The organism is Psychroserpens mesophilus, from assembly GCF_050617655.1.
Classification (GTDB): Bacteria; Bacteroidota; Bacteroidia; order Flavobacteriales; family Flavobacteriaceae; genus Psychroserpens; species Psychroserpens mesophilus_A.
Window position 1 is genome coordinate 1 of record NZ_JBODQC010000563.1, and the last position, 231, is coordinate 231.

Annotated in this window: 1 pseudogene; it reads right to left on the reverse strand. The window is 42.4% G+C overall.

Features of this window, described 5'->3' with window-relative positions:
• Window positions 1-16: 16 nt before the first annotated feature.
• Window positions 17-231, reverse strand: a pseudogene (locus ACRHNM_RS18430) (dGTPase); the annotation flags it as partial.

Genomic DNA, 231 nt, shown 5'->3' on the forward strand with positions numbered 1-231 from the left:
GCCTTCTTTATTCCTTCTAAACCGTTTTCCCCATTAGTTTGTCATGAATGTGCACCGCAGCACTGTCCGATAAACTGGCGACAAAACAACTGGTATCCAGCAAAAAGTTGTAGGTGGAGCCCTCTGTGCTTCTATAATTTTCGGGCAGGCTTTTTACCAATAGTCGGTCATAATTGGTATCGTTCCCATTTTTGATGTTGATCAAGGCCGAAGAGTACATTTCCAACAAAT